This window comes from Bradyrhizobium sp. Arg237L, from assembly GCF_029990105.1.
In the GTDB taxonomy this organism is placed as follows: domain Bacteria; phylum Pseudomonadota; class Alphaproteobacteria; order Rhizobiales; family Xanthobacteraceae; genus Bradyrhizobium.
The window spans coordinates 63,930-89,454 of sequence record NZ_JAQMIL010000020.1 but is presented as its reverse complement, the minus strand read 5'-3'; the positions used below and the strand labels follow the sequence as shown (position 1 = coordinate 89,454).

The following is a 25,525-nucleotide window of genomic DNA, read 5'->3' as shown; positions in this document are numbered from 1 at the left end:
TCATTTCGACGTGGTGTTCGTCGGCATGCCGGATCTTGCGTTCTGGCTGCACCGGTGGTCGCGTCGCAATTAATTGCTGAATCGCACGCGCCCGACCGCCTAGCGATAATCCGTTCGGCGAATAATTAGCTCCAGACGAGGCGATGCGATATGCCTGCTCAGATTGCTTCCGCGCGCAATCCAGGATCCCAGCAACAAGGGCTGGATGATATAACCGCGCTGTCAGCGGTCGAACTGGTCGACCACTACCGGGCAAGAACTCTCTCGCCGGTCCAGGTCACGCAAGCCGTGCTTGACCGCATCGAGCGACTCGACAGGCATGTCAATGTGTTTGCGTTGCTCGACGCCGATGGCGCGAATGCATCGGCGCGGGCATCCGAAGATCGCTGGCAACGCGGCGAGCCGCTTGGTCTCGTCGATGGCGTGCCGGTTGCGCTGAAGGACCTCATCCTGGCCAAGGGCTGGCCAACACTGCGTGGCAGCCGCGCCGTCGATCCGGCCCAGGAGTGGAACGAGGACGCGCCTGCAACCGCGCGGCTGCGTGAGCATGGTGCGGTGCTGCTGGGCAAGACGACGACATCGGAATTCGGCTGGAAGGGGCTGGGCGACAGCCCGCTGACAGGGATCACGCGCAACCCCTGGAATTTCGCCCATACACCGGGCGGCAGCAGCGGCGGGTCGGCCGCCGCCGCAGCCTTTGGCTTTGGCCCGCTTCATGTCGCGACCGACGGAGGCGGCTCGACCCGGCTGCCTTCGGCCCATAGCGGTGTATTCGGCTTCAAACAGACTTTCGGTCGCGTTCCCGTCTATCCGCCGTCACAGAACGGCTCGCTTTTCCATGTCACGCCGATGGCGCGCACGGTGCGAGATGCGGCGCTGCTGCTCGACGTCATTGCGCGTCCCGATTGGCGCGACTGGAACGCGCTGCCGGCGCAGGAGAATTCCTGGCGCACCGATCTCGACCAAGGCGTCAGAGGACTCCGCGTCGCGTTCAGCCCGGCGCTTGGCTATGCGCAGGTTGATCCCGGAATTGCGCAGATTGTCGCCGACGCGGCCAAGGCGTTCTCGGATCTCGGCGCAATCGTGGAGCAGGTCGATCCCGGCATTGAGGATCCCATCGACCTCTTTCAGACTTTCTGGTTCGCGGGCGCGGCAAAGCTGGTGGCCTCGTTCGACGCCGATCGCCGTGCGTTGATCGAGCCGGGCCTGCAGGCAGTTGCCGAGAAGGGGCGGCCGATCGACGCCGTCACCTATCTCAGGGCCGTTGACCGGCGCGAGGAACTCGGGCGGCATTTCAATCGCTTTCACCAGCAATGGGACTTGCTGCTCACGCCGACAACCGCTCATCCAGCCTCCGCGATTGAGGCCTCGGAGACCGATCTTGTCGTGCGGCCGATCCGCTCGCCATTCACCTATCCGTTCAACTTGACGCAGCAGCCGGCAGCTTCTGTGCCCGCGGGGCTCACTTCGGAGGGGCTGCCAGTGGGCCTGCAGATCATCGGCGCGAAATTCGCCGATGCCACCGTGCTGCGCGCCGCTCGGGCGTTCGAGCAGGCGCGTCCGTTCGCGCGGCTGAAAGATTCGGCATGACGAAACCCATCAGCGACCTCCGTCTCGAGCTCCCGCAATTGGCGGCCGCCTACGCGGGCGGCGCGCTTACGCCGTCAGTCGTGGTGGAGCGGATTCTGCACGAGATCGAAAGCCGCGGCGCCGACGGCGTCTGGATCAGTGTGGTCAGGCGTAATGACGCGCTCGCGCGTGCAAGACAGCTCGAAGCCATGTCCAGCCGCGAGCGCGAGGCGCTTCCGTTGTGGGGGATTCCGTTCAGCGTCAAGGACTGCATCGATGCCGTCGGCTTTCCGACGACGTCTGCCTGTCCGGCCTTCTCTTACGTGCCCACGCGGAACAATCCAGCGGTCGAACGGCTGCTGGCGGCCGGCGCGATCCTGATCGGAAAGACCAACATGGACCAGTTCGCGACCGGCCTGATCGGAGTTCGTTCGCCCTATGGCGTGGCGCGAAATCCCTTCGATGCCGCCTATATCCCGGGAGGCTCGAGCTCGGGTGCAGCCGTATCTGTCGCCGCGGGCCTGGTCAGCTTCGCGCTCGCCACCGATACCGGCGGATCGGGGAGGGTGCCGGCGGCCTTCAACAATGTCGTCGGGTTGAAGCCGACGCGCGGGCTGATCAGCGGCGTCGGCACGGTCGCAGCCTGCCGCTCGATCGAGACGCTCTCGATCTTCGCCTTGACTGTTCGGGACGCGCAGGCGGCCTTTGAGGTTGCGCGAGCTTATGACGAGGATGATCCATTCTCTCGGCCAGAGCCGCTTGAAGCGTCCAGCCAGTTGCCGGCCGAATTCAGGTTTGGCGTCCCGAGCCAATTGGAATTCTTTGGCGACTCCCACGCCGCGGCGCTATTCGGCAGCGCGGTCGAACGGCTGCAGAAGCTTGGCGGCAGCAAGGTCGATATCGACTACGCGCCGTTCACGGAGATCAATGATCTCCTGTTCAAGGGGCCGTGGCTTGCCGAGCGATATGGCGCGTTGCGCCGGATCGTCGATGAGCAGCCTGCCGCGCTATTTCCGGTCACGCGCGACATCCTCGCCGGTGGCAAGACCATTTCCGGGGCGGACGTCTTCGCTGCGCAGCAGCGGCTGAACATTCTGAAACGGCGGGTGGCAAAGCTATGGGACCAGATCGACGTCCTCGTGGTTCCCACCACTGGCACGATCTACCGCATCGACGAGGTCGAGGCGGATCCGATCACGCTCAACGCGCGGCTCGGGACCTACACGAATTTCGTCAACCTAGCGGATCTCTCGGCGGTCGCAGTTCCCAGCGGATTCCTGCCCAATGGCCTGCCGCAGGGGATCACGGTGATCGCGCCGGCATTCGCAGACCATCGCGCCGCGTCCGTTGCCGAACGCTTTCACGGCGCAAGCGACTTGCCAACTGGCGCTCGCCATCTGCGGGCGGCCGCCAACTCCAATCATGCCGACTTACACGAGGAGATCGTAACGTGATATCGATTGCTGCTGCACTTGTCGGACGAAGAAGGCTCGCGCAAGCGCTGGCAGCCATAGCGCTTGGGGCGCTCACGGTGCTGTCGACGGCGCCGTCGCGCGCGCAGGAGATCACCATCGGCGAAGGGATCGCTCTTGGTTGGGGGCAATTCTTCGTCGCCGATCACGACAAGACTTGGGAGAAGCAGGGCCTTGTTCCAAAAGTGTCGACGTTCGCAAGCGGCCGGCTGGTGCTGGACGCGCTGGTCGGCGGCGGCGTGCTGATCGGCACGGCGGCCGAGACGCCTGTCGTCTTCGCCACCCTCAACGGACTGCCGGTACGCGTGATCGGCACGCTGAACCGGCACGAGCCCTTCGATCTCGTCGCCATCAAGGACATCAAGTCTGCCAAGGACATCAAGGGACGCCGCATCGGCTATTCGCAGGGCACAAACGCACACTACTACCTGTTCAAGCTGTTGCAGCAGCAGGGCCTGTCGTGGTCGGACATCACCGCGGTCAGTCTCAACCCCGGCGATTTCGCGAGCAGTCTTTCGGGCGGGGCGATTGATGCTTTCATCTGGACCGAGCCGCATCTGTCGCAAGCGATCGCGCAAGGCAAGGACAGGTTCCACATCATCCGCTCGGAGGGACTGTACAACACCTATTCGGCGATCATCACGTTGCAGTCGACCATCGACAACAAACCGGAGCTGCTCGTCAAGGCGCTGAAGGCGCTGATCGAGGCCGATGACAACATCAGGAAGAATCCGGAGGCCGCGGCGACGCTGACGGCCGAACGGATCAAGCTCGATCCGGCGATTGCAAAGTCTTTCTGGAAGCGGGCGAACTTCAAGCTTGAACTCGACAAACCCGCGCTGGTTTCACTGCTTCAGGAACAGGCCAAATGGGCCGTCGACAGCAAGCTGGTGCGGCCGGACGCCAAGATTCCCGATTTCAGCACAGTCGTGGTGACGTCGTTGCTCGACCAGGCGCGCAAGGAATAGGGCAGACGGTCTGCATGAACGCTAGGGTGGAAATCGCGGCTCCGGTCGCCATTGATCAACCGCTGATCTCCTGCGTCGAACTCGGCCACGTCTATGATTCCGACCGCGGCCGGACCACGGCGCTCGGCAATATCACGCTTACCATCGATCGCGGCGAGTTCGTCTGTGTTCTCGGTCCGAGCGGATGCGGCAAGACCACGCTGTTGAACATCCTCGCCGGATTCATCGCGCCCTCACATGGCAACATTCGCGTCGATGGCCGTGCCATCGAGGGTCCCAGTTCCGAGCGCGGCGTGGTGTTCCAGGACTATTCGTTGTTTCCCTGGCTGACCGCGCAGGTCAATGTCGAGTTCGGGTTACGGATGGCGTGCCGGGCGGCGCGTGAGCGGGCTGACATCGCGCGCGAGCTGCTCAAGCTCGTCGGACTGCCTGAAGCGGGCCCGAAATATCCTTTCGAGCTCTCCGGCGGCATGAAGCAGCGGATCGCGATCGCGCGTGCGCTCGCGACGCGTCCGTCGCTGCTGTTGATGGACGAGCCCTTCGCGGCGCTGGATGCGATGACACGCAGCGCGCTGCAAACAAAGCTGCTCGACATCCACAGCCAGGAGCGGCCGACCATCCTCTTCGTGACCCACAACATCGCGGAGGCCCTCGTGCTCGGCAGCCGGCTGATCGTGATGTCGCCGAACCCAGGCCGGATCGTGGAAGATATCCGGCTGGATCTGCCACGACCGCGCCGCCGGACATCGCCTCGCTTCAACGAATTGTATGAACACGTCGCGCGCGCGATCGGCCTCGAGACGGCGGAATAGGGATGGCGCTCACCTTGAGTCGCAACACGGTTGCCGGCATCGTCGGCACACTCGTCTTCTTCGGCGCGTGGGAAGCCTTGAGCCGGAGCGGGCTTGTCAACAACGTGATGCTTCCCGCACCCAGCACGATCGCACAGTCCGGTTGGTCGTTGCTCGTTGATGGCGAATTGGCGCGGCATCTCGGCGCCAGCCTGCTGCGCGCGGCCATCGGATTCGTCGGCGGATCGGTGCTGGCCGTGGCGCTCGGCGTCGCCATGGCGCGACTGCCGCTGCTGCATGGGACCATCAACCCGCTGGTACAGATGTTCCGCGCCGTCCCGTCGCTTGCCTTCGTGCCACTTGCGATCTTCTGGTTCGGGATCGGGGAGGCGTCCAAGATTGTCCTGATCGCCTGGGGGGTGTTCTTCCCGGTCTGGGTCAACGCCTATATCGGCGTTCGCGACACAAATCCGCTGCTCGGGCGGGCGGCGGCAAGCCTTGGGGCGCGCGGTTGGCGGAATTTCGTCTACGTCGTTATTCCCGGCGCGCTGCCTTTCATCATCGCCGGGCTGCGCGTCAGCCTTTCGGTCGCGCTGGTGGTGCTGGTGGCGGCGGAGCTGGCGGGCGCCGCGTTCGGTGTCGGCTATCTCATCCAGATGTCGCAGCAGGTGTTTCGCGTCGACCAGATGTTCGTCGGCCTGATCACGCTCGGCGCGATGGGATTCGCGGCCGACTTTCTGTTTGAACGGGCGGTGCGCCGATTGCTGCCCTGGTATGGCGCCGAGAAAGCCGGCCAGAAGGGCGGACAGACCGAACGGACGCGGCCGGCCTGATCGTGAAACGGGTGCGAAAGCAATTTATTGCGCGCCCGAATGGTTCGGCCCGGCCTAAAAACCAAGGCAACAACATGAGGTGAACGTGCAACCAACTCAGGTCGAGTTATGCGAGAACGCAACAGCGCTGGCGCTGACCTGGCCCGATTGCGGAACCCGATTGGTCGGAGCGGAAACGCTGCGCCGGGCAAGTCGCGCGGCAGGCGAAATCCGTCGCCGGGTCGAGGGCATCGAACTGGCGCTTCCGCCGGATCTCCATGTCGCTGCAATCGAGCCGATCGGAAACTATGCCGTGCGCCTGTTCTTTTCGGACGGGCACGACCGTGGCATCTATCCGTGGTCCTACTTGCGCGAGCTCGCCGAGCAGGAGCCAGTTTGAGGTCGCGACATGGATGAGATCAAGAACGGCCTGACGGAAGTTGCCTGCGACGTCCTGGTGATCGGTGGCGGCACGGCTGGCCCAATGGCCGCTTACAAGGCAAAGCGCCGCAATCCGGCCGCGCGCGTCGTATTATTGGAGAAAGCCAACGTAAAGCGCTCGGGTGCGATCGCGATGGGCATGGATGGCCTGAACAACGCGGTTATCCCCGGCTACGCCACGCCCGAGCAATACACCAAGGAGATCACGATTGCCAACGATGGCATCTGCGATCAGGCGCCAGTGTACAAATATGCGTCGCGCTGCTTCGACATCATCCAGGAACTCGATCGCTTCGGCATCAAATTCCAGAAGAACGAGAATGGCGATTTCGACGTCAAGAAAGTCCACCATCTCGGCTCTTACGTGCTGCCCATGCCGAACGGCGATACCGTGAAGAAGGCGCTTTATCGCCAGCTTCGCCGCGAGAAGGTGCTGATCTCCAACCGCTATATGGCGACGCGTCTCTTGACGGGGCGCGACGGGCAGATTGCCGGCGCAATCGCGGTCAATACGCGCAGCGCCGAGTTTCTGGTATTGCGCGCGAAGACGGTGATCCTCTGCGCCGGAGCAGCGGGGCGGCTGGGCCTGCCGCAATCCGGTTATCTCTGGGGCACCTATGAGAACGCCACCAATTCCGGCGACGGCTATGCCATGGCCTATCATGCCGGCGCGGGCCTTGCGAACCTCGAATGCTACCAGATCAATCCGCTGATCAAGGATTACAACGGGCCCGCCTGTGCCTATGTGGCCGGCCCGTTCGGAGCCTACACCACCAATAGCGAAGGCAACCGATTCATCGAATGCGACTACTGGTCCGGACAGATGATGCAGGAGTTCTACAACGAGCTGCAGTCCGGCAAGGGGCCCGTCTTCCTGAAGCTCAATCATCTCCACAGCGATACGATCGGAAAGATCGAGGCGGTGCTGCACAATGTGGAGCGGCCGTCGCGCGGGCGATTCCACGAAAATCGCGGCACGAACTACCGCGAACGCATGATCGAGATGCATATTTCCGAGATCGGCTTCTGCTCCGGGCATAGTACGTCCGGCGTCTATGTCGACGAGTTTGCGCGCACCACGGTGCCGGGCCTCTATGCCGCCGGCGACATGGCGAGCGTGCCCCACAATTACATGCTCGGCGCCTTCACCAACGGCGCCGTGGCGGGCGAGCACGCCGCCGAGGTCGCCGCCAACAGCGATCTTGCGGACTACGACCCGGCTGCGGTGGCGGCCGAGCAGGAGCGTGTGCTGGCGCCGACCAAGCGGGACGACGGCATCCCGCCGAACCAGCTCGAGTACAAGGTGCGACGCTTTGTAAATGATTACCTTCAGCCGCCAAAAGTCACCGCGAAGATGAAGCTCGGACAGGCGCGTTTCGCGGAAATCCGCGACGATATGGAGAACGCCATGGTGGTGCGCGATGCGCACGAACTGATGCGCTCGCTGGAAGTCGCCTCGATCGTCGATTGCGCCGAGATGGCGGCGTTCGCCTCGCTGTTCCGCACCGAGAGCCGCTGGGGTCTCTATCATCACCGCGTCGACTACCCAGAGAAGAACGACGAAGATTGGTTCTGTCACAGCATCCTACGCAAGCAGGGCGGGCGGATGACAGCGGAGAAGCGGGCGGTAGCGCCCTATATCGTCCCGATCGACGAATCCGAACGCTCGGCCTACGACCGCCAGCGTATCCGCCAGCACGCCTGAACATACGGACGTCGAATGCCGATTGCCCACACGCCCACCACAGTTCCAGTCATCGTGAACGAGGCCAAATGCATCGCTGACAGGGGATGTACGGTCTGCGTCGACGTCTGTCCGCTCGACGTGCTCCGGATCAGCGATCTCACCGGCAAGGCCTATATGAAATACGACGAATGCTGGTACTGCATGCCGTGCGAAGCCGACTGTCCGACCGGCGCGGTGACCGTGAACATTCCCTATCTCCTGCGCTGACATGGCTGCATTCGAACCATTCGAAGCGTTCGGCGACGTCGAGGAGATCGCGGAGCGATTGGCGAGCGCGGATCCGTCGGTGCGTCGGCTCGCGGTGATCGATCTTGTGGAGACGTCGAGCGGTGAGGCGGTTCCGCTATTGGCGCAGGCAGTCCGCGATGCCGCCGCGGAGGTCCGGCAGCAGGCCGCTCGGGCGCTGGGCGAGTTTGACGGCGTCGAGGTGGCCAAGGCACTGCTTGGCGCTGTCCTCGATCCGGACGCAGATGTCGCTCAGGCAGCGGCCGACAGCCTTGCCGAACTCCGCAATCCCGCGGCCAGTGACCTGCTGCTGCCCCTGGCGGCGCATTCCTCAGCGTTTGTGCGCGCCGCGATCTTTCGCGCGCTCAAGGCGCTCCAGGTCGGTGCATCGCTGGGGCCCGCCATTGCGGCGCTCGGCGACGATGATCCCGCCGTACGCGTGCAGGCTGTCGGTGTGATCGGCTATCTCAAGAAGACCGAAACACTACCGTCGCTGATCCATGCGACCAGGGATGAGAACGCGGAGATCAGGCTTGCGGCAGTCAATGCGCTGTCCTTTGCGCGGAATGAGGCGGCGGCCCAGGCCGCCGCCGATGCGCTAAGTGACCGGGAATGGCAGGTGCGGACGGTTGCCGCAGAGACGATCGGACGGATTGGCCAGGCTTCGGTGGCAACTGCGCTGGTTGCATCGCTCACTGACAGCTATTGGCAGGTTCGCCAGAGGGCCCTGCAAAGCCTGGGCAAGCTGCGCATCCGGGATGCCGTCGGCGCCATTGCTCCCTTCCTCGACGATAATCTGCCGTCGCTGCGCAAGGATGCGGCTGCGGCGCTTGGCGACATCGCCGATCCGCGCGCCCGTGAGGCGCTTGCCGCGCACACGGCCGACGAGGATCCGGATGTGCGAAAGACCGTGATCTGGGCGCTCGGGCAGATCGGGGAGGGTTGACTATTCCTTGAACAGGATTTTCTCGAGCAGGTCGACGCGCTTGATCCGGATGACGCTGCCCTCGATCGCGATGATGCGCTTGGTCTGAAACCGCTTCAACATCATCGTGACCCATTGGCGGGTCGAGCCGACCATCGCGGCGATCTGGTCATGCGTCACCTTGCGGTTGATGATGACGGTGTCGCCATCGGCAATTCCGTAGAGTTCCGAAAGGTTCAACAGATATTGTGCGAGCCGTTCGATCACGGAGCGGGTTCCCAGCATCTGCGCCATCGATGAGTAGCATTTGCCCTTGGCGATCAGCCCGTCGATGAGCGCCAGCGCAAATGTCGGCATCTGCACCAGCAGTTTCTGTAGCGCGGCGCTCGACAACTCCGTGACCTCGCAATCCTCCATCGCGACGCCGGACCACATATGCACGCCGCCGCCGGATATTTCGGGGCCGCCAATGAAGTGGCCAGGCGTCCAGTAGGCGAGGGTGATCTCGCGACCGGAGGGGGCGGTGTAATAGACCCGGACCTGTCCGCGCCGAATGATGAAGATGCCGTCATGGTGCTCGCCCTGGCTGAACACCATGTCGCCCTGGGCAACGGGGATGACGCGGCCGGCGGCCTGCACCTCTGCTTTCTGCTCGGCTGACAGCCGATCAAGAAAGTGTGCGCCGACGTTCAGTCCCTCGATGCTCTCGCTCATGAAGAACGCGGAGTTGCTGGCTGCGGCGCCCGGGGCGGAGACGGCGGCGAACTTTTCCCTCCGCTGAAAATCGAGGGGAGCGGCGGCGCCAGTCCGGACCATCAGGGCGGGGAACTCGGATTCGGAGGCTTCCTTCAGTATCGTCATTGCCGTCTGTTTACCTTGCGGTGTCGGCCAATAGCTAAGGGTGAGCGAGAGGCAAAGTCCACTTCTTTGATCCGTTCCAAATGCACTTAGCAAAGCTGACGCCCAAACCAGTTATTGTCGAAATGATTTATCTGCCGACAGCATAACCGTGAGAAAATCATTTAGTGCGCCCGTTCGCGCATCGTGACGAAATCGCGATGCAAGTAATTGCTTCAGCGCCGACAGCATCGGTCCAATAGTTCTCTCCCTATTTTGCTGGCGGAAGTCCGTCGGTGATTACTATCGAGGACAGGCCGATGAGTTCTTTCAGTTTTGTGAGGATGACCGCCGCGGTTGCCGTTGCGGCGCTCGGCCTGACCGGCATCTCGCGTGCCGAAACCATTCGCGTCGCGGTGGGAACGCAGGACACCACCATCAATTGCGCAACTGGCGGTCTGTTGATCCGCGAACTGAAGCTGCTGGAGAAATTCCTCCCGCGTGACGGCAAGTACAAGGACGCCAGCTACGACATCCAATGGAAGAATTTCACCAGCGGTGCGCCGCTGACGAACGAGATGGTGGCGGGCAAGCTCGATTTCGGAGCAATGGCCGATTTCCCCGGCTCGCTGAATGGCGTGGCTTTCCAGAAGGCCGGCCGCCGCAGCCTTTTCATCAGTGTGCTCTCGGGCAGCACCAAGGGCAGCGGCAACGGCATTGTGGTGCCCACGAACTCGGCGGTGCAGTCGATCAGAGACCTCAAGGGCAAGACGATCTCGGTGCCCTTCGCATCGACATCGCACGGCATGTTGCTCCGCGCTGTCGAGGCCGAGGGCTGGAGTCCGGAGACCGACGTCAATATCATCACGCAGGCGCCTGAAGTCGCAGGTCCCGCGCTGCAGGCCAACAAGATCGAGGCTCATGCGGACTTTGTTCCGTTTGCGGAGCTGTTTCCCTGGCGCGGCTTTGCGCGCAAGATCTTCGATGGCTCGCAGGCAAGCGCGCCGACGTTCCACGGAGCGCTCGTCGATGCCGAATATGCGGAGAAATATCCGGAGATCGTGGTTGCCTATCTACGTGCCGCGCTCGAGGCGGATCGCCTGATCGCGGAAGAGCCCGAGAAGTACAGCGATCTGATCGCCAAGGTGACCGGCATCGAGGCGGAAGTGGTCTATCTGTTTCACGGGCCGCTGGGCTTACAAACCCGCGACGTGACCTGGAAGCCGGAATACCGTCAGGCGGTGGCAACCTCGATCAAGACCCTGAAGTTTCTGAAACGGGCGGACAGCGACCTCGATATCAATCAGTTCGTAACGGAAAAATATATCCGCACGGCGCTTTCGCGGGCCGGCGGTGACTACGAAGCTCAGTCGAAGAACTATGCCCAGCTTCCTCTGAAGGCAAAGGATGCGACGACCGGCGCCGACATCACCGATTTCAGTCTGGTGGCGCAGATCTGGGTCAAGGATGAGCCTCTCGTCCGTCACTACAGCACGCCGGAGAATGCCTTGAAGGCGCTTGCGGGGCTTGAGAAGGAGGGCAAGGCGGTTCGTGTGGTCTATGCGCAGGATCGCGAGAGCGGGATCAAGCTGTTCGCGAACCAGGCGTGGTTCGTGCGTTCTCCCAAGGGCGAGCTGAGCGCTTTTTTGCTCAAGGATGGCGCCGAACGGTGGTCGAAGCAGCACGGTGGCGCCGTGGTCGATTACGCCGGCGCGCGCGAATCCCTCGTGGCGAGCCGGTGAACGATGGCGGTCGCGCGTATCGCGGACCGACTGCCGGGACTGCGCTGGCTCGTGCGCGGCTTCTCGATCGCCGCCTGTATCGCGCTGTGGCAACTTGCCTCAGCGCTGCACGTACATCTTGGCATCGTCACGTTCCGCAACGTGCCGCCGCCAACCGAGGTCGTGCAGTCGGCGATCGTCCTTCTGAAGTCGCCGAAGCTGCTTGCGCACATAAGCAGTAGCCTCTCGCGGGTGTTCGCCGGCTACGGCGCGGCGGTCGTGATCGGCGTCATCTTCGGCTTTGCGATCGGCCGATCGCGTGCCGCGAGCGACCTGCTGCTGCCGCCGCTCGAACTGCTGCGGCCGATTCCGGCGGTGGCTTGGATACCGCTTTCGATCTTGATCTTTCCATCATCAGAACTGTCGATGATTTTCATCACCTTCATCGGCGCGTTGTTTCCCATCATCCTGAACACGGTGCATGGCGTTGCCAATATAGACCGGCGGCTGGTTGCTTCTGCCCGCAGCCTCGGCGGAACGCCTGCGGCCATCCTGCGGGAGATCGTGCTGCCGGGCGCCGCGCCCAGCATCGTCACCGGGCTCGCCATCGGCATGGGCACGTCATGGTTCTGCCTGGTCACGGCAGAGATGATCTCCGGGCAATTCGGCATCGGCTATTACACCTGGGAGGCCTACACGCTGCAGAACTATGCCGACATCATTGTCGGCATGCTGGTCATCGGCCTGCTCGGAATGGGCAGTAGCTGGCTGTTGACGACGTTGGGGCGTTACCTGATGCCGTGGCTGCATCCTGCCGTTGCGCGATGAATATCCGAGTTTCCGATATTTCGACGCAGACCGTCGGACGGATCGACGTCCGGCATGTCTCGATTTCGCTTGGGGAGGGAGCGGATGCCTTCGAGGCGGTTCGCGACCTCCACTTTGCGGTTGCGCCGGGCGAACTCGTCTGTGTGCTCGGTCCGTCGGGCTGCGGGAAATCGACCTTGCTCGGCGCGCTGGCGGGGCATCTGCCGGTCACGCGGGGGCAGTTGACCGTGGACGATCAACCAATCCTGGGGCCGAATCCGGATCGGGGAATCGTGTTTCAGCAACACACGCTGTTTCCCTGGAAGCGGGTACGCGACAACGTTGCGTTTGGCCCGAAAATGCGTGGTGTCGGCAAGGCCGATCGGCATGGGGCCGCGGATGAGATTTTGAGATTGGTCGGGTTGGGTGGCTTCGAGCGATTTTATCCCTCGCAGCTCTCGGGCGGCATGCAGCAGCGTGTCGAGATCGCGCGCGTTCTCATCAACCAGCCGCGGGTGCTGCTGATGGACGAGCCGTTCGGCGCCCTGGATGCGCAGACACGCAGCATGATGCAGGAGGTGCTGCTTGATATCTGGACCAAGATTCCGACCACCACGGTCTTCGTGACACATGATATCGAGGAGGCGCTGTTTCTGGCTGATCGAGTTGTCGTCATGAGTGCGAGACCGGGGCGGGTGATCGAGGATATCGTTCTGCCGTTCGGACGGCCTCGCCATGCCGAGCTCGTGACTGAATCCGAATTCGTGCGGTTGAAGCGCCAGATCCTCAATCTCCTCAAGCGTCCGGACGACTCGCTACCGCTGGCGCGTTTGAGTCCGCTCGGGGTCAATAGAACGTAGATCCGTCCTGCTTGATCATCTCGCGGGCGACGGCGGTTGCCTATAGATAAGTTGAATTGCGTTCGGCGATCGTCTCTCGCGAATATTGCCTGTCCGGCGCTATCTTTAAAAATACAATCTCGAAAATCTGTCGTAGCGTTTCTCCAGGCTGATCGCGGGATTTAGTGATCATGCTGCAGGGGATAAATGTGACTCCGAGACACGATGCGGCGATCAGCGAAATGCGGCGATCAGCGAACCACTGTCTCTGATTGACGATCGGGCATGGACGGCCGTGGAGAAACATAAGCTCAAGGGACTCGCGCGGAAGAACACGCCCGTCGCAAAGATTGCGCGGATATTGAAGCGTAGCGTTGCTTCGACCGGAATAATGGCCGCCAAGCTTGGCATAACGCAGGACCATGACCGCTCGTTGAGGCGTCATCCGTAGATCGCAATCAAATCCAGGGACGCTCGACAAGAATATGCTGCGCGGAGTTGCGGTCCTGCTCTTGAATCTCGTGCTCCTGGGAGTGGCGCATGTCAGCGCCAATGTCTGGGCGGTCCGCCATGAGACAATAACCTTCTATGATCCGACGCGTGACAATCGCGCTGTGACGGTCGAAATTGTCGTGCGTCGCGACAAGGAAATGCAGGCGGATGCACAGATGATCACGCTGCCTGTCGCTCACGGCAACACCGTGAGGTTCACCGAATATTCGTTCCTGGCAACCGTCTTTGCCGCTCGCGGCTATATGGTCGTGAGTATCCAGCACGATCTCGAGAGCGATCCGCCGCTGGCGACGAAGGTCGGTGAACCCTATGTTGGCCGTCTGCCGGTTTACCAACGTGGCATTGCCAATATCAGGTTTGCCATCGGCGAGCTAAGAGCCGTGCAGCCAAACGCGGACTACGATCACCTGACGATGGTTGGTCACTCCAATGGCGGCGATATTTCGAAGTACTTTGCGAAAATATATCCCGATCAGGTCAGGAAGGTTGTGACGCTCGATAATCTGCGCGTGCCGTTCATGACTGACGGTCGAGTCAAGATTCTCTCGTTTCGTTCACGAGATCCGGTCTTCAAGGCAGATTCCGGCGTCGTGCCGGACGACGAGATGTGCGAGAAGGCCGGAATTGCGGTTGTCCGAACAGATTATCGCCACACCGATATGAGCGACCGCGGTCCGAAAGCGGCTAAGGCGGCAATTCTGGAGGTGCTCGGCAAGTATTTGGACGACGACGGCAACCACCCATCGTTTCGAGCGAGAATGCCAGAAGGGCGAGGATCGGGTCTGATTGCCGATCTTCCGCGGAGCCCCAACTAGCGCCGCGCGGTGCCGCCGAAAGAGCTGACTCGGCGCGTCATCTCCTTGGATTGCCGCATCAGTTCACAGAAAACGGCAACTGATAGGGCCGTCCAAACGGAACACCGTCTCGTACCGTCTGCACTGCCTTTAGATAGGCCTTGCCTGTGCGCGGATTGTTCGCTGTGTCGAGCACTTGCACAGGCCCTTCGATCAGTTCGAGGATCGACACGTCGCCGGGCGCGCCCACTTGCAATGTGCCGAGCTTCGGGACCTTGCCGATGATGGCGGCGGGCTTGATCGTCGCAGCCGCGATGACGTCCTCGAGCGAAAAGCCCAATGCGAGGAACTTGCTCAACACCCAGGGCAGATAGGGTTGGCTCGGGGTGTTCGCGGCGACGACATGCACGTCGCTCGAGATGGTGTCGAAGGTAAGACCCTGCTGGATCGCTGCTTCGGCGATATCGAAGTTGAAGCTGCCGGCACCATGACCGACATCGATCAGGACGCCGCGCTTCTTTGCTTCCAGCAAGGCAGGCAATACCTTGCCGTTCTGAACGGTGTTGTTGCCGAGGCTGCTGTAGGGGTGCGTGAGAATGTCGCCCGGCCGCAACATATCGACGAGGACCTGCAGGTCTCCGGGGGCATCGCCAATATGACACATCACCCGTCCCTTGGTGCCGGATCGCTCCACCGCTGCAATGGCACGCTTGAGCGGTTCGATCCCGTTGTCTCCCACCAAAGCCAGCGTTTCGCGTACCTTGGCGCCAAGCACGATGTCCTGATTCTCAGCGATGGCGAGCGCCGTGGCATCGACGTCAGCATATTTGATGTTGACGGTTTCGCCGACCGGAAAGCCGGTCAAGCCGATCGTGGAGATGTTTACGAAAGCAAAGACCCGGCTGCGCGATTGCGCCGCTACCGCGCGCTTGAACGCGGAGAAATTGTTCGCCCCTGCATCGCCCGCGCTGACATAGGTGGTCGTGCCGGAATATGGCACAAGCTCGTCCGGTGGAATACCGATCGCCGATCCGTAGGGATAGATATGCGCATGGAGATCGACGAGACCGGGCGTCACGATCTTGCCCTTGGCGTCGATCGACCGCTTTGCCAGCGAGGGATCGATACTCGGCTCAACTGCCGCGATCTGGCCCAGGCGAATGCCGATATCGCGGATACCGCGCAGATTCTGGCTGGGATCGATGACCTCGCCGCCGCGGATGATGAGGTCGAAGGACTGTGGTGTATCGGCGAGGATAGTGCGGCCTCCGGCCGTACTGGCGCCGATCAGCGCCGTGGTGCTGATGAGGAAATCACGACGTGTCGGATTGCGCATGTTACCCTCGCTCACCACGCGGGCAGGATGGAGCCGTTGAATTTAGCGCGGATGAAGTCCTTCACCGGTTGTGACCGATAGATCGCGATGAACTTCTTGATCTGCGGATCATCCTTGCGATCCTCGCGCGCGGCAAAGATAAGCGTGAAGTAGGGCTTCGCCTCGGCATCCGTCGTCTCGGCCACCAGCGCGTTGGTTGAGATCGAGCCCGGCAAGATAGGCGTAGTTGGAGGAGACGAAGGCTGCCGCAACGTCGTCGAGCGAGCGGGGCAGTTGAGCGGCGTCGATTTCGAGGATCTGCAGCTTCTTGGGATTTTCCACCACGTCGAGCACGCTGGCGGACAACCCCGCATTGGCCTTGAGCTTGATCAGTCCGGCTTTCTCGAACAAGAGCAGCGCCCGCGCCGCGTTGGTCGGATCATTGGGGATCGCGATCTTGGAGCCGTCCGGGATGTCCGACGCCTTGGTGAATTTCTTGGAATGGATGTCGGCCGGCACCAGGATGGACTCGTCGAGACCGACCAGCTTGTAGTCGCGGGCCTTTATCTGGTTGGCGAGATAGAACTTATGCTGGAAGTTATTGAGGTCGATGTCGCCAGCCTGCAGCGCGGCGTTTGGCTGATTCCAGTTGCTGAACTCGATGATCTCGGCCTTCAGGCCCTCTTTTTCCGACAGGCGCGCGGCTTCGCGCAGGATGTCGCCATAGGGGCCGGCGGACACTCCAACCTTGAGCGGCTTGTCGGCGGCGGTCGACTGTGTGACGAGCGAGACAAAAACGAGCCCTGAGAAGGCGAGGGCAAGGGAGCGGGAAAGAGCTTTCATGTGGTGTCGGGTCTCAAGATAAGCGGTCAAGGAAAAAGATGATCAGTGCCGGCAATTGCTGAGCGCAGTATATCGGCGACCGTTGAAATGATTGGTCGGTACGATCGACCGCGTCAATGAAATGGAATTATTAATGTTGAGGCCTTTGGAGATGATCCCGCTCGGAAGGATTGCGCGATAAGCGATTCTTTGCTTTCCGCTACGTTCGTTATTGTTCTCGATCCGGGTCTGATCGGATTCGTTCAGCGAGCGCGAGTTGCCAGCCGATAAAGGCCGCGTGCGGCGGCGTCGAGCAAGAACCCGAGTGCTCCGATCACCAGAACCATTGCGGCCAGTTCAGAGTAAGCCAGCCGGTCGCGGGTATCGAGGATGAAATAGCCGAGTCCTGCCGATACGCCGAGCATTTCGCAGGGCACGAGGACGATCCAGACGATACCGATGGCAAGCCGCAATCCGGTCAGAATATGCGACAGCACTCCTGGGAACACGACATGGCGCAGCGTCTCCCAGCGTGTCGCGGAGAGACTCGCCGCGAGGCTGAGCCAACTTGGTTGAAGGCGCCGGACGCCTTCCGCGGTGTTCAGCAGAATCGGCCATACCGCGGCAAACGTCAGCAGGAAGTAGATCGGCCGGTCGCCGACGCCAAACACCATCACGGCCAGCGGCATCCACGACAGAGGCGAGATCATCCGCAGAAACTGAAAGGCCGGTGACGTGGCAGCGTTCAGCAATTTGGAGCTGCCGACGGCCAGTCCAAGCGGTACGCCGATTAGAAGCGCGACCCCGAGACCGACGAGCACACGGCGGAGACTGACCAGAATGTGAACCGGCAGGTCGGAATGCGTCGCGAGCTGAACGAGGCTTGCAAAGGCCTCCACGGGCGAGAAGTGGCGCAGGAAGCTACCAGGTGCGGCCAGTGCGCTGGTGCCGATCCACCAGGCAAGGAGCAACACGGCGAAGCCAAGAAGGCCGGCCGAAGCTGTCGCCAGGCGTTTGAGCGGGGCAAGCCAGGGCCCCGCCTTCACACGATGGCCAGTGCGGCCGCCCGCCGAAGCTGACGTCGACAAACCGGCCGATGTCCAGCTCGTCGTCATGCGACGATCAGCTCCTGCCGCGAGAAGTCGTCCGGCAGACCGAAGGCCTTAAGGCCGCCCGCGGCACCGATGGCTTTCTTGACAAAGCTGTCGTCGACCAGTTCGCGCGCCGCCGCGACGGGATCGAGATCGTTGAGGAAAGCGCGGTCGCCTTCGATCAGCGTGCCCTTCAGGCGGCGAACCAGCTCTTCCGTGTAGCTGGCATAGGGGTAGGGTTGAAAATCGATCCGACGCTCGAGCCAGGCGGCGTTGCGGATTGCGCCGGATTGCACGTACCCGGTATTGTCGCTCTCCGGCGGCGAAAGGACCTTCTCCAGGACGGCAGTGGCATGCGGCGTGTATTTGTTGGCGCCATCCTTCGAGAGCAGCGCTGCGGTCTCGGCGCGGTTGGCGCGCGTCCATAGTTGCGCCTTGACCATCGCGTTGACGACCTTCTGCGACCATTCGGGCCGCTGCTGCAGGTCGCGCTCATGCATGAAGACGACGCAGCAGGCGTGGTCCTTCCAGACATCTCCGGTAAACCGCAGCACCTTGCCGATGCCGAGCGTCTCGGCTGCCGCGTTGAACGGCTCGGCCACGATATAGCCGCTGATCTGGTTGGTTGCGAGCGCGGGCACCATGTCGGACGGCGCCATCACGATGAGCTGGACCTCGCTCGGTCCCGGCTGCGCGTCGCGCTTTCCCACCGGCGTCAGGCCATTTTCCCGCAGCAACGCCTGCAGCACCACGTTGTGGATCGAATACCAGAACGGAATCGCGACGGTCTTGCCGCCGAGCTCCTTCACGTGGTTGATCTCCGGCCGAACGGTCAGCGCCGAGCCGCCGGTGTGGTTCCAGGCGACGACCTTCGCGGGCGCCTTGCTGCCGAACCGCGCCCATACCGTGATCGGCGAGAGCAGGTGGACGACGTTGACCTGACCGGAAATGAAGGCTTCCAGGATCTGCGCCCAGCTTCGCAACAGCACCGGTTTTTCGGCCTGCAATCCCTCGGCCTCGAAATAGCCCTTGCCATGGGCGACGAGAAGCGGCGTTGCATCGGTGATCGGTAGGTAGCCGATGCGCACCGGTGCATTCGCCTCCTGCGCACGCGCCTCGTAGGCACGCAGCAGCGGCAGCGCGCCGCCCGCGGTCAGGATAGCCGACAGCTTCAGCAAATCCCGGCGTGAATAATCGTCCTCAAACAACATCGACATTATCCTTCTAGTGAGTGCGCATCGCGCCGCGCAGCGTGCTGACGATTTCGACCCGGATCGCGCCAAGCTCGGCGACGTAATCCTCGCGCGGTTTTGGAGGCGCGATGCGCCACTCTCCGACCAGGCGGGCAGGGAATCCGCCGAGAAGGAGGACGCGGTCCGAAACCAGGAGCGCCTCGTCGATATCGTGCGTGACCAGCACGGCGGCGGTCTTGAAATCCTGCACAATCTTCAGAAGCAGGTGCTGCATCTGAGTTCGTGTCACCTCGTCGAGTGCGCCGAACGGCTCGTCGAGAAGCAGGATGTCGGGCTTGCGCGCGAGGCAGCGCGCCAGCGCGGTTCGCTGCGCCATGCCGCCGGAGAGCTGATCCGGAAACTGACCTCGCGCCTGCGATAGCCCGACCTCGTTGATAGCCGTATCGACACGGCGGGCGCGCTCGGCGCGAGACGATGGCGGCTGATGCTTGAAATTCAATCCGAATGCCACGTTTCGCTCAAGCGTCAGCCAGGGCAGAAGACTCGGGTCCTGGAAAGCGATGGCGACGCGCGGGTGAGGCCCGCTCAGCGAAGTGCCGTGTACGAAAACCGATCCGTTGGTTGGCTGCTGCAGACCGGCCAGGATCCGCAACAGGCTCGATTTCCCAACCCCGCTTGGACCGAGAATACTGACCGTCTCGCCGGACTTCAGTCCGAAGTCGAAATGCTCAAGCACATTGCGGGCATCTCCGGGATAGCGAAGCGCGATGGCATGAGCCTCCAGGATGGTTCCGTCGCTCATGCGATCTCGCGCGAGGTCAATCGTCGCTCATGGTCGTCGACGACAGTCTTGAGCTGGACAAGGCTGGGGGTAACGACGGGGATGAAGGCGCTCTCCCGGAGGCGGCGTTGATATCCTTCGCCCGGAGCGGACAGATACGCCTTTCCGCCGGTGGCGCTGAGCTCAAGCTGGAGCGACTGGTTGACGATCTCGGCGAGCCGGATGCGTATGCGAAACAGCGCGAGCGGTCGTTCGACGAAGAAGGGGCCGTTCAACCGCGACAGCAATTCTTTCTCCAGATCGTTCAGTTCAGCGGTGAGCCGTTCTATCGGATCGGTCAGCACATCGCGCCTGTTGCCGAGCTGGTCGCGGGCTTCCGAAAGCGAACGCGCAGCCAAGCCGATCGACATTCCGCACTGCAGACCGAGGAAGGCTGGGCGCGCCTGCGGAAGCCACTCACGGGCGTTGCCGTGAATGACCCTGTCTCCGCCGATCTCGACACCCGCGATCCTGATCGCGGCGGTGTTGGTGGCGCGCATCGCCATGAGGTCGAGATCGTCTGTGCGCGTCAGCCCGGTATCGTCGGAAGACAGGCTGATCACGAAGGCAGGCCGGCCGTCATTGCTCTGAACGGCCGCGGCGACATCGAATCCTTCCTTCCGTAGATTCGTCACCCAAGGCAGCTTGCCTTCGATCCGGATCGTCGGCACGCGGCCGAATGCCGTGAGCTGAAGCTCCTCGAGCCCGCTAAGAAACTTCATTGCGTTCGACAAGCCGGTTGCACCGGCCCGACGGCCCGTCAGCAAGTCCGGCAACAGCTTTGCCCGCAACACCTCGTTAGGGCTTTGCAGCAGATATTCGATGAAGGTGCGATGACCCCAAGCTACGAATCCTGCCGCAAGCGATCGCGCCGATACCGCCGCAATGGCTCTCACCGCATCTGCTAGGCCTGCACCGGCACCGCCGAACGGCACCGGCACGCCAATCTTGAACAGTCCGGCCGCCGCGAGCTTCGGCAGCAGTGCAGATGCATCGTCCGACGCTACGTCGAGACGAACGGCGTTGTCGTCAAGCCATTGACTGAGATCCGCCGGAACGATCTCTCCACTTGTCGCGCTCATGACCTACTCGGCTGCTTCGGCCGCAGCGCCGCTCCACGCATAGGGGGCGAGTTCCGGGTTGAGCGCGGGCCGCCCCAGGTTGTTGCTGAAATTGCACAACGTTGCGAGGCTGACGCCGAGGACGACTTCAAGCGCATTGGCTTCGCTGAAGCCTGCGGCCTGGAACGCCTTCAGCTTGTCATCCAGCACATTGCCGCGGCCGCGAATGACCGCCCTGGTGAATACCGCCACGGCGTCGAGCCGCGGATCCGGAACGGAGGTGCCGTCGCGGAGGGCGCCAACGACGTTCTCGTGCAGGCCAATCTTCTTGTAGGCGATCGCGGTATGTCCCGCGACGCAGAAGCCGCAACCGTGAACGGCAGCCGCCGTGATCTGCACCGCCTCGCGCTCCGCGGGGCTGAGTTCGCCTCTGGCATTGATCGCGGACAGAGTTTGATAGGCCTCCAGCGCGATCGGCGCGTTCGCCAGCAGGCGGATAAGATTCGGCAGATAGCCGCTATTCTTCAGCGCCGCAGTTATACCTTGCTTGGCGGCTTCCGGCGCATCATCAATGGTACGGAGAGACAGACGGGACATATCAAACATCTCCTGTGCAGGGCTTCGCTCACGCGCGCGCCCTTGTTGAATGCTTTTCTATGAAGTCCCGATTTGATTGAACAGATGCCCGCAAAAAGAAGGCCAATTTGTTTGTTCGGAAACGGTTCGGAGAAATTATCTCCTTCGCAATGGAGCGAGCATGGAAGGTGAATCCTGCCCCTCTCCGTGCGCGCGAGATAGAGGATATCGGCGGCTTCATTTGATCATTTGATTGAGCATTGGATTGTATGGATTGTTTGCCGACTTGTTTCGAAACGATCGTCTGTTCGAGCAACCAACTTTGAAATTCAATTCTGATCGACATCCGATATATCGCCACCGCCTCCGAGTTTCGGTTGGAGCGCTGTTATCTGCATTGACCCAGGAGGCTGGCGCAGAATTCTGCGGTTGCGATGAGGACGCTGGCTCTCTGCTTGACCTGCCGCAGGGCAAATCGGTTAACGGGATTCGATCATGATCAATCGTCGTACTTTTCAATTGTTGGCTGCGGGCGTTATTCTAGGTGGAAGCAGCTTCGCGACACCGTCACGGGCGGACAGCAAGACGTTCCGGATTGCGTTCCAGAAGGGCGGCGGCAATCTCATCTTTCTGAAGGAGCGTGGCATCCTTGAGAGCAAGCTCGCGCCGCTCGGCTGGTCGGTGACCTGGACTGAATTCCAGGCAGGACCGCAATTGCTCGAATCGCTCAATCTAGGCGCCGCCGATTTCGGCCCGGTGGGCGAGGCGCCACCGATCTTCGCGCAGGCGGCCGGTGCCAACATCGTGTACGCGGGCTACGAGCCGGCGTCGCCGAAGAATGAGGCGATCATTGTTCAGAAGGATAGCCCGATCAGGACGGTGGCGGATCTCAAAGGCAAGCGCGTGGCACTCAACAAGGGATCGAACGTCAATTATCTCCTCGTGCGGGCACTGGAAGCCAACGGCCTGAACTACGGCGATGTTGTCCCGGCCTACCTTGCGCCGGCGGACGCGCGCGCCGCGTTCGAGCGTGGTTCGGTGGATGCCTGGGTGATCTGGGATCCCTATTACGCGGCGGCGGAGCTGAGCCTCGGTGCGAGGACTGTCGTTGACGGCACTGGGCTCGCGCCGAATGTGTCCTTCTATATGGCATCGCGTCCCATCGCGGAGCAGCATTCGGAGGTGTTGAAAGCGGTCCTTTCGGCGATCGACGAAATCGACGGCTGGATCAAGGACAATCGCAAGCAGTTCGCGATCGAGTTGGCCTCGAAGACCGGACTTCCAGCCGAGGTCGTGGAGCGCGGTGTCAACCGTTCCGAGCTCGGCGCCCGGCCGATCGACGCCGCGACGCTCGAAGGACAACAGGAGATCGCGGACACCTTCGCAAGGCTGGAGCTCATTCCCAAGGCTGTGAGGGTGACGGACGCAGCCTGGAAGGTCGGACAATAGGCGGCATCGTCACACCAGTTTCTTTCGTTTCGTCGTGGTCAAATCGGCCAGCGTCATATGGTCCAATATCTCCGACATGGCGTCGCGCACCCTTGTCATGGTGATGCGTACGACGCATTTGCGAGGATCTTCGCAGTCCACACATGGCCGGTAGGCCGTACGGCTTGCGCAGGCGATGGGCGCCAGCGGGCCGTCGAGCTCGCGAATCGCCTGCCCGATGTTGATCGCCTCCGGAGGGCGAGCGAGCATATATCCGCCGCCCGGCCCCTTCTTTGCATGCACAAGACTAGCCTTGCGAAGATCGCCCAGGATCGCTTCCAGGAACTTCTTGGAGATATTGTTGGACTGCGCGATGTCGATGGAATGAAGCGCTTGGCCAGGTTTCAGGGCTGCCAGATGGACAAGTGCTTGAGGCCATATTTTCCCTTGGCGGTTAGCATCGGGTCTCTTCGAATTAGAATAGCTAATAGATATACTATAGGACATATTGCCGCCGATTGGCGGTCATTTTGGAATAATTGACACGTTGGTCAGGCGTTTGAAGAATAAAGCCCGTTGAAGTCGGCCGGCCTAATCTGTCGCTCAAAGCGTTCGCAAGAAAGAGGCGAGGGCGGCTTTCTCCTGATCGGAAAGACCGAGCGGCCTGATGTGGGACGACAGATGCGTCGCGAACGGATAAAGCGGATTTGCCGCTTCGCTTTTGTTCCGCGCCCATACTTCGCCGCCGCCGCGGTCGTAGAGGTTGATCACGCCTTCTAGCGTCGGAAAAAGGCCATTGTGCATATAGGGTGCGGTCTGCCCGACATGGCGCAGGCTCGGCGTGCGGAAACGTCCGACGTCGTCAGCGAGATGGGTGACCTGGTAGCGACCGAGATCCTGCGCCTTCTCGCCAAAGAACGAGATCTTCAGGTTATGAAAGCGATCGTCCGTCAACAGCGGGCCGAAGTGGCAATTGATGCATCGCGCCTTGGTCCGGAACAGGTGCAAGCCCCATAATTCCTGATCAGTAAGCGCGTTCGGGTCGCCGGCCGCGAAGCGTTCGAAGCGCGTCTCGGTCTCGAGACGAGTTTGAAAGGCAACGAGCGCGTCCGCAAGTTTGTCTGCCGAAATCGATCCTGCGCCGTAGACCTCCGCAAACCGGGCCGCATAGTCGGTATCGGCGTGCAGGCGCGCCAGCACGGAATCCAGATCCTTATTTGCCATCTCCTCGGATATCGTGAGTGGCGCGAGCGACTGGGCCGCCAGAGACGATCCTCGACCATCCCAGGCCAAATACGGCCGTAAGGCCACGTTATGGAGGGATGGCGGATTGCGTCGTCCGCGTGCGAGCGCATGTCCCGGCGCCGTCGGCATCCCGCTGCTCCAGCCGTGCCGCTCATCATGGCATGTCGAACAGGCGAGGTCGTTGCCGGCGGAGAGCAGCGTATCGTGGAAGAGGCGTGCGCCAAGAGCGACACGCCGTTGCTCATGGCTGGATGGCGACGACGGCAGGTTCAGCTTGCCGAGTTCAACAAAGGCGACATCAGCGTCGAGCCATGGTGCGGGCCATTCGGTCGCAGGACGCGCGTAGGCCTGCCGCAGCGTCGCTAGATGCTCGTCCCGTGGTGTCACCGACGTCGCATGCGCGAAGATCATGCCGAGCATCGTCAGAACGGTCAGGCTGACCACGCAGCAAAGACTTGCCGCCTTGCTCGAATCTGCCAGTCGGCTCAATGGCAATCGGGGCCCGCCTGGTCCCTGTAGACCTCGAACGAGGCAAGCTCGGCCCACCGTTCTCGCCGCTGCTGCCATTGCTCCGCGCTGCCGATCGTGGTCAGCGCGCGCCTGATCGCGATGGCGAGATCGGTTCGATGCGTTGCCACGACAATCACCAGTGAAGTCGGATCGACGGGAGGCAAGGTCGCCGAGAACTTCTGCCAGGATCGCTTCGTGAACAAGGGATCAAGCACCGCGCGGTCGTGGATGGCGGCCATGCATTCGCCGGTCCTCACAAGCATCAAGGCTTCCGCCGGCGCTCGCAGGGTTCGTACCTCGGCGCCTAGCGATTGGGCGAGCTTTTGGCCGCGATTGTTGGCGAGGGTGACGCAAACCACGCGGTCTTTGAAGTCGCTCCATTGCCGCAGCGGCCTGTCCGAGCGCATGACCGGGCTCAGCCCGGACTCGTATCCAGTCGGCAATATCTCCGCGGCCTTGCGCAGCGGATCATCATCGGCGATGCGCGCCAACACTGCGTCGACCCGATTTTCATTCAGCGCCGCGAGCCGGTCGGCGGGCGGAACGAGCACGAGCTTCACGTCGGCATGAAGGCGTTCCCCGATCTCGCGCGCGAGATCGGTTTCGAATCCTTCCTCGATGTAGAGGCGCATGTCGGGTGTCTTGGCTGGCGGCACATAGACGATGCCAAGCCTCAACTGGTGCTCGTTGTCGGCTTTATCACGAGGCCTCTCGGCAGATGCGACATCAGACGACGCAAAGCCCAGCTCGCCTCGTGCGATCACGATGGCTCCGCCGATCAGGACAGGCAGCAGCAAACCGGACACGATGGCTGCGAGGATTTGCCAGATCGGGACGTGTGCGTTGTTGGCATTCATCACGTTATCTTCTGCGCCGATATTATGAAGCGAGCTGCTTGAGGCGTCGCGAATAATCGTCCCTGAAGCGAGATGATTACAGAATAAAGTTGTCTATAGAACGTATAGACTTATAGCGATGATGAAGTATCGTGAAAGCGTTCATT

26 protein-coding genes and 1 pseudogene are annotated in these 25,525 nt (G+C 61.7%); 14 read left to right on the top strand and 13 right to left on the bottom strand.

Annotated features, from left to right (window positions below; genetic code table 11):
• Positions 1–150: 150 nt before the first annotated feature.
• The 9 genes from OZ411_RS14820 to OZ411_RS14780 all read left to right on the top strand — a co-directional run bounded on the left by OZ411_RS14820 (position 151) and on the right by OZ411_RS14780 (position 8,971).
• Positions 151–1,590 carry an amidase gene (locus OZ411_RS14820; RefSeq protein WP_282528558.1) on the top strand — a complete coding sequence of 480 codons (1,440 nt, stop codon included), beginning with the start codon at positions 151–153 and terminating at the stop codon, positions 1,588–1,590.
• Positions 1,587–3,023, top strand: coding sequence for an allophanate hydrolase (gene atzF / locus OZ411_RS14815; protein WP_282528557.1), 1,437 nt, complete (start codon positions 1,587–1,589; stop codon positions 3,021–3,023). Before OZ411_RS14820 ends, atzF begins: the two co-directional genes overlap by 4 nt.
• Positions 3,020–4,009 carry an NrtA/SsuA/CpmA family ABC transporter substrate-binding protein gene (locus tag OZ411_RS14810; RefSeq protein ID WP_282528556.1) on the top strand — a complete coding sequence of 330 codons (990 nt, stop codon included), beginning with the start codon at positions 3,020–3,022 and terminating at the stop codon, positions 4,007–4,009. Before atzF ends, OZ411_RS14810 begins: the two co-directional genes overlap by 4 nt.
• 14 nt (positions 4,010–4,023) lie before the next feature.
• Positions 4,024–4,821, top strand: coding sequence for an ABC transporter ATP-binding protein (locus OZ411_RS14805; protein ID WP_282528555.1), 798 nt, complete (start codon positions 4,024–4,026; stop codon positions 4,819–4,821).
• A gap of 2 nt (positions 4,822–4,823) precedes the next feature.
• Complete coding sequence (locus OZ411_RS14800; RefSeq protein WP_282528554.1) at positions 4,824–5,633, top strand: ABC transporter permease; 810 nt, start codon at positions 4,824–4,826, stop codon at positions 5,631–5,633.
• A gap of 85 nt (positions 5,634–5,718) precedes the next feature.
• A complete protein-coding gene (locus OZ411_RS14795) occupies positions 5,719–6,012 on the top strand; it encodes a gamma-butyrobetaine hydroxylase-like domain-containing protein (protein ID WP_282528553.1) in 294 nt (97 codons plus the stop codon).
• Positions 6,013–6,021: 9 nt separating this feature from the next.
• Positions 6,022–7,758 (top strand): fumarate reductase/succinate dehydrogenase flavoprotein subunit, encoded by a 1,737-nt coding sequence (locus OZ411_RS14790; RefSeq protein ID WP_282528552.1) that lies wholly within the window; start codon positions 6,022–6,024, stop codon positions 7,756–7,758.
• 15 nt (positions 7,759–7,773) lie between these two features.
• The gene (locus OZ411_RS14785) at positions 7,774–8,007 is read left to right on the top strand and encodes a ferredoxin family protein (RefSeq protein ID WP_282528551.1); all 234 of its coding nucleotides are present in this window, start codon (positions 7,774–7,776) and stop codon (positions 8,005–8,007) included.
• Position 8,008: 1 nt separating this feature from the next.
• Complete coding sequence (locus tag OZ411_RS14780; RefSeq protein WP_282528550.1) at positions 8,009–8,971, top strand: HEAT repeat domain-containing protein; 963 nt, start codon at positions 8,009–8,011, stop codon at positions 8,969–8,971.
• On the opposite strand, the gene OZ411_RS14775 is transcribed toward OZ411_RS14780, so the two are convergent.
• Positions 8,972–9,664, bottom strand: coding sequence for a Crp/Fnr family transcriptional regulator (locus OZ411_RS14775; RefSeq protein WP_282528587.1), 693 nt, complete (start codon positions 9,662–9,664; stop codon positions 8,972–8,974). It lies immediately after the preceding gene.
• A gap of 443 nt (positions 9,665–10,107) precedes the next feature.
• Here OZ411_RS14775 and OZ411_RS14770 point away from each other — a divergent pair, with 443 nt between their 5' ends.
• The 3 genes from OZ411_RS14770 to OZ411_RS14760 are packed head-to-tail and all read left to right on the top strand — an operon-like array spanning position 10,108 to position 13,175.
• Positions 10,108–11,529, top strand: a complete 1,422-nt coding sequence (locus OZ411_RS14770) for an ABC transporter substrate-binding protein (protein WP_282528549.1) — start codon at positions 10,108–10,110, stop codon at positions 11,527–11,529.
• Between the two features lie 3 nt (positions 11,530–11,532).
• Positions 11,533–12,336 (top strand): ABC transporter permease, encoded by an 804-nt coding sequence (locus tag OZ411_RS14765; RefSeq protein WP_282528548.1) that lies wholly within the window; start codon positions 11,533–11,535, stop codon positions 12,334–12,336.
• Positions 12,333–13,175 (top strand): ABC transporter ATP-binding protein, encoded by an 843-nt coding sequence (locus OZ411_RS14760; RefSeq protein WP_282528547.1) that lies wholly within the window; start codon positions 12,333–12,335, stop codon positions 13,173–13,175. The genes OZ411_RS14765 and OZ411_RS14760 overlap by 4 nt, the downstream gene beginning before the upstream one ends.
• Before the next feature lie 40 nt (positions 13,176–13,215).
• On the opposite strand, the gene OZ411_RS14755 is transcribed toward OZ411_RS14760, so the two are convergent.
• Positions 13,216–13,578 (bottom strand): hypothetical protein, encoded by a 363-nt coding sequence (locus tag OZ411_RS14755; protein WP_282528546.1) that lies wholly within the window; start codon positions 13,576–13,578, stop codon positions 13,216–13,218.
• Between the two features lie 61 nt (positions 13,579–13,639).
• On the opposite strand from OZ411_RS14755, the gene OZ411_RS14750 reads away from it, so the two are divergent.
• Positions 13,640–14,482, top strand: coding sequence for an alpha/beta hydrolase (locus tag OZ411_RS14750; protein WP_282528545.1), 843 nt, complete (start codon positions 13,640–13,642; stop codon positions 14,480–14,482).
• A gap of 58 nt (positions 14,483–14,540) precedes the next feature.
• Here OZ411_RS14750 and OZ411_RS14745 read toward each other — a convergent pair whose 3' ends face one another.
• The 8 genes from OZ411_RS14745 to OZ411_RS14710 all read right to left on the bottom strand — a co-directional run bounded on the left by OZ411_RS14745 (position 14,541) and on the right by OZ411_RS14710 (position 21,360).
• Complete coding sequence (locus OZ411_RS14745) at positions 14,541–15,797, bottom strand: amidohydrolase/deacetylase family metallohydrolase (RefSeq protein WP_282528544.1); 1,257 nt, start codon at positions 15,795–15,797, stop codon at positions 14,541–14,543.
• 11 nt (positions 15,798–15,808) lie between these two features.
• Positions 15,809–15,982, bottom strand: a complete 174-nt coding sequence (locus OZ411_RS14740; protein ID WP_282528543.1) for a MetQ/NlpA family ABC transporter substrate-binding protein — start codon at positions 15,980–15,982, stop codon at positions 15,809–15,811.
• A complete protein-coding gene (locus OZ411_RS14735) occupies positions 15,906–16,619 on the bottom strand; it encodes a MetQ/NlpA family ABC transporter substrate-binding protein (RefSeq protein ID WP_282528542.1) in 714 nt (237 codons plus the stop codon). Before OZ411_RS14735 ends, OZ411_RS14740 begins: the two co-directional genes overlap by 77 nt.
• Before the next feature lie 242 nt (positions 16,620–16,861).
• Complete coding sequence (locus OZ411_RS14730; RefSeq protein ID WP_282528541.1) at positions 16,862–17,713, bottom strand: ABC transporter permease; 852 nt, start codon at positions 17,711–17,713, stop codon at positions 16,862–16,864.
• Positions 17,710–18,900 carry an ABC transporter substrate-binding protein gene (locus tag OZ411_RS14725; protein WP_282528540.1) on the bottom strand — a complete coding sequence of 397 codons (1,191 nt, stop codon included), beginning with the start codon at positions 18,898–18,900 and terminating at the stop codon, positions 17,710–17,712. Before OZ411_RS14725 ends, OZ411_RS14730 begins: the two co-directional genes overlap by 4 nt.
• Before the next feature lie 13 nt (positions 18,901–18,913).
• Positions 18,914–19,684: an ABC transporter ATP-binding protein gene (locus tag OZ411_RS14720; protein ID WP_282528539.1), complete on the bottom strand. Its 771-nt coding sequence runs from the start codon at positions 19,682–19,684 to the stop codon at positions 18,914–18,916.
• Complete coding sequence (locus tag OZ411_RS14715; RefSeq protein WP_282528538.1) at positions 19,681–20,784, bottom strand: acyl-CoA dehydrogenase family protein; 1,104 nt, start codon at positions 20,782–20,784, stop codon at positions 19,681–19,683. Before OZ411_RS14715 ends, OZ411_RS14720 begins: the two co-directional genes overlap by 4 nt.
• 3 nt (positions 20,785–20,787) lie before the next feature.
• Positions 20,788–21,360, bottom strand: coding sequence for a carboxymuconolactone decarboxylase family protein (locus OZ411_RS14710; protein WP_282528537.1), 573 nt, complete (start codon positions 21,358–21,360; stop codon positions 20,788–20,790).
• Between the two features lie 474 nt (positions 21,361–21,834).
• On the opposite strand from OZ411_RS14710, the gene OZ411_RS14705 reads away from it, so the two are divergent.
• Entirely contained in the window at positions 21,835–22,788 is a 954-nt protein-coding gene (locus OZ411_RS14705; protein ID WP_282528536.1) for a sulfonate ABC transporter substrate-binding protein, read from the top strand.
• Positions 22,789–22,797: 9 nt separating this feature from the next.
• Here the strand turns inward: OZ411_RS14705 and OZ411_RS14700 are convergent.
• The 3 genes and pseudogenes from OZ411_RS14700 to OZ411_RS14690 all read right to left on the bottom strand — a co-directional run bounded on the left by OZ411_RS14700 (position 22,798) and on the right by OZ411_RS14690 (position 25,379).
• A pseudogene (locus OZ411_RS14700) lies at positions 22,798–23,228 on the bottom strand (Rrf2 family transcriptional regulator).
• A gap of 142 nt (positions 23,229–23,370) precedes the next feature.
• Complete coding sequence (locus OZ411_RS14695; RefSeq protein WP_282528535.1) at positions 23,371–24,501, bottom strand: cytochrome c peroxidase; 1,131 nt, start codon at positions 24,499–24,501, stop codon at positions 23,371–23,373.
• Positions 24,498–25,379, bottom strand: a complete 882-nt coding sequence (locus tag OZ411_RS14690) for a transporter substrate-binding domain-containing protein (protein ID WP_282528534.1) — start codon at positions 25,377–25,379, stop codon at positions 24,498–24,500. The genes OZ411_RS14695 and OZ411_RS14690 overlap by 4 nt, the downstream gene beginning before the upstream one ends.
• Between the last annotated feature and the right edge of the window lie 146 nt (positions 25,380–25,525).